Consider the following 5748-nt stretch of genomic DNA (forward strand, 5'->3'; position numbering starts at 1 on the left):
GTGCAATGGCTCGATGGCAACCCGGACCGGCCGCTCATCACCGGCAGCGTCTACAACCAGCGCAACATGCCGCCGTGGAAGCTGGCGACCCAGCAATCGCTGATGGGGCTCAGAAGCCGTGAATTGACCCCGAATGGCGGCAACCAGGCTGGCGGGCGCAGCAACCACCTGATCCTGGACGACACCAACGCCAAGATCCAGGCGCAGCTCAAAAGCGATCACCAGCACAGCCAGCTCAGCCTGGGCAACATCACCCGCATTGAAGACAATGCCGGCCGCAAGGATGCACGCGGCGAGGGCTGGGAACTGCGCACAGACGGCCATGGCGTGGCGCGTTCAGCGAAGGGCATGCTGATCACGACCGAAGGCCGCAGCAGTGCGGCTTCGCACATGAAGGACATGGGCGAGACGGTGCAAAGGCTGACTTCGGCACGCGACCAGCACGAGACGCTGGCGGAGATGGCGCAGCAGGCGGGGGCGCAGGAGAAGCAGGGGCAGCAGGCGGATGTTGCGCAGATCCTCAAGGCGCAGAACGAGGCGATCAAGGGCGGTGCTGCGCAGGAAGGCAGTTTCCCGGAACTGGCCCAACCGCATCTGGTGCTGGCCAGTCCTGCCGGCATAGAAACCACGACGGCGCAATCGACGCACATTGCCAGCGATGAGCATACTGCCATCACTACCGGCAAGAGCTTGTCCATTGCCAGCGGAGACAGTCTCTTCGCCAGCATCAAAAATACGTTCCGGCTGTTCGTCCAGAAAGCCAATATAAAATTGACCGCCGGGACCGGCGACATCGATATGCAGGCGCTGTCCGACAGCATCAACCTGCTATCCAAACTCAATATCACCCACACCGCCAATCGCATCACCATCACCGCCAAGGAAGAAGTGCTGATCAACGGCGGTGGTAGTTACGTCAAGTACAACGCGGCCGGCATCGAACACGGCACCAACGGCAATTATGTCTCCCATGCCGCGACGCACAGCTTGCCGGGGCCGAAGCAAATACCGGTGACGATGCCGAAATTCCAGCGCGGGGATATGGATATGAAAAGCAAATTCAAATTCAAGGCGTCCGTTTAAATGATAAAAGCGAGAACAAGACGATGTTAATCAGCCCCCCATTTTTGGTCGGAACGGACGAAGCCAGTATTCTTCAAGCAGGATTAAAGAATGTGCCAGCGCGGGAATCAACAACCCAAGCGCCTGAAGGAAATTTCCCTGTCAGCCAGAACCTGATGTGGCACACCGGCGTCCATCTTGAAGCCCCTACCAAGGAAGGAGGCGGCTATGTTCCCGTACGGGCTATTGCAGACGGTGAAGTTATCTTTATCAATCCAGCTCGCACAAAAGTGGACGATGTCAATCATCCTCAAGCATACAATCCATTCGGTAACAACGCTAGTTGGACAGACAACGGCATGCTCATTATCGAGCACGAAACGGAAATTGGTGCAGATGGCGATACACCCACCAAGATCAAGTTTTATTCGTCTTACCTGCATCTTTCCGTAATCAAACACGGCATTGAACAAGGAAAGCGAGTCTATCGTAAAGATGTTATCGGTGAGGCCGGTGAGATATTTGGCCACGCTGGTGAGATGGAAATGACAGTTGCGTGCAGCACAGACGAGCTAAAAAAGCTTATCGGTAGAAAACCAGAGTGGCAAGATCCTAAACAAATACCTACCAAAGATGGGCGGGAGGACAGTGTATTCGGGAATATCTATATTTACCTGCCAGATAACACGCCTATAAGTGTCACAGCACCGACTAGCCATCTGAGTAGCACAGGTGGTTCGATATTGACGAAAGCCCAATGGGTAGAAATTAATTACGCAAAAGGACAAGGTAGGCTTACCACCTATGGTGTGGATGGAAGCAAGGGTAATACAGCTGGCGTAGAAAAAGATTTTGAATACGAGTTGTATAAGGAAGCCAATACTCGACACGGTAGCGTAGTGAAAGCGGCTAGTGCAGCAGCCACGGTCATCACTAGCAGCCCTAGTGGCTGGTATGAACTCTTGCGCTTCGGACGTAATTTGGGACATGGTAGTAAAAATACAGATAAAGACCCATTGCCCACCAACGCCGCTCACTGGCGCAAGATCAAAACGATCGATGGTCAAGATGTATGGGCAGATCTCAATGCCCCCGGTTCGTTTAAATTTAGTGAGGCCGATTTTTTGCCGATAATGGGGTGGAATTGCTTTGGTGACGACAGTAAGCCAGACGATCAGCGCTGCGATTCTGTCAAGCTCAAAGAGCTGATAGTTGACCCAACTGATCCAGACAGTAAAAGCGACGATAAGAAATTGGCAATGCGCTTGGGTTTGCCAGAGGTATTTTCTAAACTGGCGCGTACGATCTGTCAGTTTCCAAATGAATGGGACAAGGATACGATTGTCACGCGTTATCAATGCTTGAAGGAAGGGGCTGAAGCCTTAGAAGGCGGTACGGTAGAGGGCTGGCAGGCATTTGAAGATCATCTCAAGATCATGGCTTTCGATAAGTTGCCAGCAGCATTCAAGGCGGCAGATTGGCATTTTCATCCAGCGGAGTTCATTCGAACATTACGGAGATGCACATGGTTGAGTGAGTCCGAACTGGCGCAAACAGTGGCTCTTTCGAAAAAAACCCCAGATATTGAGAGTGTTTCATCTTTATTTTCGACCGAACTAAAAGACAAGGGTGGTCGCGTAATGCGTCCGAGTTTGGTCTATCCTTCAATTTCTTTCACTATGCGCAAATACGGAATAAATACTTCGTTGCGAATGTCCCATTGGTTCGGGCAAATACTGCAGGAGACAGGAACATTTGCATACATGAGAGAGTTGGGTGATACCGCCTATTTTACAAATTATTATGAAGATCGATGCAAGACTCCCGTTACGCGAAAAATAAAGGGGAAGGATATGACGTTAAGTCCTCTTGGCAATTGCGATCCTGGTGATGGTTCTAGATTTTCTGGTAAAGGGCTGATCCAACTCACGGGAGGCGATAACTATCGCAATTATCAAGCGTATAGAGGGGCAGGGAACTTTACTGTTGATCCTGGACCGGAAACATTGATTACGAATGCCTTCAACGCATGTGATGCCGGCGGATATTATTGGTCTTCAAAGCAACGAATGCAGAAGATTAATGGGAAATTAGTGCCGCTCGGCTCTTTAGGTATCAATTATTGGACAGAAAAAGATACTTTTTCAAATTTATCGAACCTTACTGCAGTTGATGCTGCTGTTCATGATGTCACAAAAAATGTTAATCCAGGGTTGGACGGTTTAGACCATCGTCAAACTTTTTTTAAGCATGCCTTCTCGTACCTTTCTGATATGACAGATCATTTTCCCGCTGAGTTTAAACCTTTACATCATCAAGAGAAAAAATGAAGCGTCTACTAATTCTGATATATGTAATCCTTCTTTCTTATTCACATCAAGCGCTGTCTGCGAATTTATGCGGATTTAGTGTTCCTGATAGTACTACTTATGTTTTCGATCAAACCAATTGTTCGATTTCTATCAAAAATAAAAAAAATTATATGGGTCTCGACGTATTCCAGGTAAAAAAAGATCAGCCGTTTGCAGCCTTGAGAAATGACGCTACATATTTTATTTCTGATGACGGTAAGACATATTTTGCACAGGAAGAGGTGGATGACGCCAATTACACAATTCAGCCGAAACATCAACAACCGGCTACTGAAATATCAATTGGCGACATGAATGGACTGTTGGGATATTCCGAAATATTTGTTCAAAGTATGCCTAAGAAGCAGAACGTGAAAAATAGGTCAGATTTTTTCTCGCTAACACTAGATTGTTTGAACATTGCAGCCGGAGGACAAAAGAATTCTTTCATTACAATGTATTGCGTCCCGAAATCGAAATTGGGAAAGAAAAATTTGCAGGATTACAAAAACTACATATTAAAATTTCGCGAAACACCTTAGCTATTGTTGCTGAAAAAATGTGATCTAGAAGAGATTCGTGGTGCTGATGTTAATAAATAGATCTAGTTTTTGTTGGGGAATGTTGGTGTTGCTGGTGGCAGTATTTTTTAATGAGGTAACTGCCGCCGAAGCTCCAGGCACGTTATCGAATTTAGATGTTTACCCCGATTCAGATAGCACTGTACTGGTAGTTAGACAGGACGGGGCGTCCGCAAAACGATGTCACTTCCGCGAGAAATTAGCTGATCCGATACTGAGTGGTGATGGTAAAGCCGTCATTGTCGTGAATAACAAGTACGTTTTCCCTGATGGCGAAATTAATTGTAAGACCGATGGTTACCCTGGATTTTGGGATTTGAAGACGAAGAAGAGAATGCCGATTCAGAGTGCGGAAAGCGACCTTTCCGACAGACAACGTAACGAGGAAATTTCGTCGAAATGCAAAGAGTTATTTCAGTGAATTCCGGCAATCAAATTAAGTTAGGTGACGAATACAATGCAGTTAGAGCTTTGCGATATGGTGTATCGCCGACACCCGCCAAACGGACAAAACGGAAAAACTCTATGCTGAAATATTTCGTTTTAATCGCATCCCTGTCGTTGCTGGCATCCTTCGCATTTGCCGAAGATGAGGACGCAGATATTATGACACGCTTTGGCGCACTACAAATAAACGATGAGAACGCGCTTCTGTATAAAAACAAGCCGTTGAATCCTCCGATTCATGGGAACAGCAGTCTCCAGGAAGTCGGGATCTATCAGCTCGGAAAGAATGATGTCGTTCTCATTCAAGACAACGGTGGGAGTGCCTGTCCAGTCCAGCTTTACTTCGTTATCGTTTCGGCTTCAGGCGTGAAAGCGACTCCTGGATTTGGAACTTGCACCGACCACTTTGATGTTAAAAAAATGGCAGATTCGATTTCAGTAACAATGTCAGCATGGATAGGGTTATCTGCCTCAGAAGCGTTGCAAAGAAAGATTGCAAAGGAAAAAGATCATGTTTTCCTTTTTAAAGGTGGAGTACTGACTGAGAACGGGAAGCCGGTTCAAGCCAGATAGCGGCTTAAGAAACACGTACATCGTCGGCAGAGCAATTGTGTGCGAGGGTGATGATCAAAAATGAGGGACGCCCAACGAGCGTCCTTTTTTCATATAGTGAGTGCGCCTACATTGCCCTGAGCAGGTGTTCCGCGATCCACCGTGCGATTTGCGGCACAACGGGATTTCCGGCAGCATGAGTTTCTGCAAAGTTGGTCGCATCCAATCCGAGGCAAAGCTCATGATCGTCAGCCGTTCGCTGCCGTTAACCATCTGATCCCAGCTGTCGCCGACAGCGACGAGGTCCGAACCGCTGACGTTAATTTGCCCTGCGGCGCTCCCTGACAAAAGGGTCGGGTAGGATGAGCCCATCCATCGATTTCGATCAGGGTATTCTGTCTGCTGCAGCGGGAAAAAAGTAAGCGTCGTGCCAGCGACGTCTTGAACCGGGTGTTGACTTGCCCGATGATGGCATCACACCGCTGGGAAGCGGCGTGTTTTTCAGGCAGGAGCGATCTGCGCGGCGCAGTTCCAGGGTAGGAAATCGTCAACGCGGTTGACCGGATGGTCGGCGATATGGGTCAGCACATGACGCAACCAAGCCCCAGGATCGACACCATTGAGCTTGGCCGTACCGATCAAGGAGTAGATGGCGGCAGCGCGTTCGCCGCCGCTGTCGGCACCGGCAAACAGATAGTTGCGGCGGCCGATCGCGACGCCGCGCAAAGCGCGTTCTGCCGCCGAGTTGTCGATCT

The 5748-nt window shown here is 48.8% G+C and carries 6 protein-coding genes; 5 read left to right on the forward strand and 1 reads right to left on the reverse strand.

What is annotated here, in order from left to right:
* The 5 genes from BM062_RS24705 to BM062_RS24730 form a co-directional block, all read left to right on the forward strand.
* The coding region (locus tag BM062_RS24705) for a DUF2345 domain-containing protein (protein WP_139220197.1) at window positions 1-1083 on the forward strand (1083 nt) is incomplete at its 5' end.
* Between the two features lie 23 nt (window positions 1084-1106).
* Window positions 1107-3392, forward strand: a complete 2286-nt coding sequence (locus BM062_RS25460; RefSeq protein WP_139220198.1) for a M23 family metallopeptidase — start codon at window positions 1107-1109, stop codon at window positions 3390-3392.
* Window positions 3389-3955: a hypothetical protein gene (locus BM062_RS24720; RefSeq protein ID WP_139220199.1), complete on the forward strand. Its 567-nt coding sequence runs from the start codon at window positions 3389-3391 to the stop codon at window positions 3953-3955. The genes BM062_RS25460 and BM062_RS24720 overlap by 4 nt, the downstream gene beginning before the upstream one ends.
* 37 nt (window positions 3956-3992) lie before the next feature.
* Window positions 3993-4415, forward strand: coding sequence for a hypothetical protein (locus BM062_RS24725; RefSeq protein ID WP_139220200.1), 423 nt, complete (start codon window positions 3993-3995; stop codon window positions 4413-4415).
* Entirely contained in the window at window positions 4394-5014 is a 621-nt protein-coding gene (locus BM062_RS24730; RefSeq protein ID WP_139220201.1) for a hypothetical protein, read from the forward strand. Before BM062_RS24725 ends, BM062_RS24730 begins: the two co-directional genes overlap by 22 nt.
* Window positions 5015-5494: 480 nt before the next feature.
* On the opposite strand, the gene BM062_RS24735 is transcribed toward BM062_RS24730, so the two are convergent.
* On the reverse strand, window positions 5495-5748 hold a 254-nt coding region (locus tag BM062_RS24735), incomplete at its 5' end, for a transposase domain-containing protein (protein ID WP_139220202.1).

It is taken from the genome of Collimonas sp. OK412 (assembly GCF_900112135.1).
GTDB lineage: Bacteria > Pseudomonadota > Gammaproteobacteria > Burkholderiales > Burkholderiaceae_D > Collimonas > Collimonas rhizosphaerae.

What these genes read in the sequence shown, in the direction of transcription:
- BM062_RS25460 (WP_139220198.1), top strand. Translation starts at nt 1,107, where the DNA reads ATGTTAATCAGCCCCCCATTTTTGGTCGGAACGGACGAAGCCAGTATT.
- BM062_RS24720 (WP_139220199.1), top strand. Translation starts at nt 3,389, where the DNA reads ATGAAGCGTCTACTAATTCTGATATATGTAATCCTTCTTTCTTATTCA.
- BM062_RS24730 (WP_139220201.1), top strand. Translation starts at nt 4,394, where the DNA reads ATGCAAAGAGTTATTTCAGTGAATTCCGGCAATCAAATTAAGTTAGGT.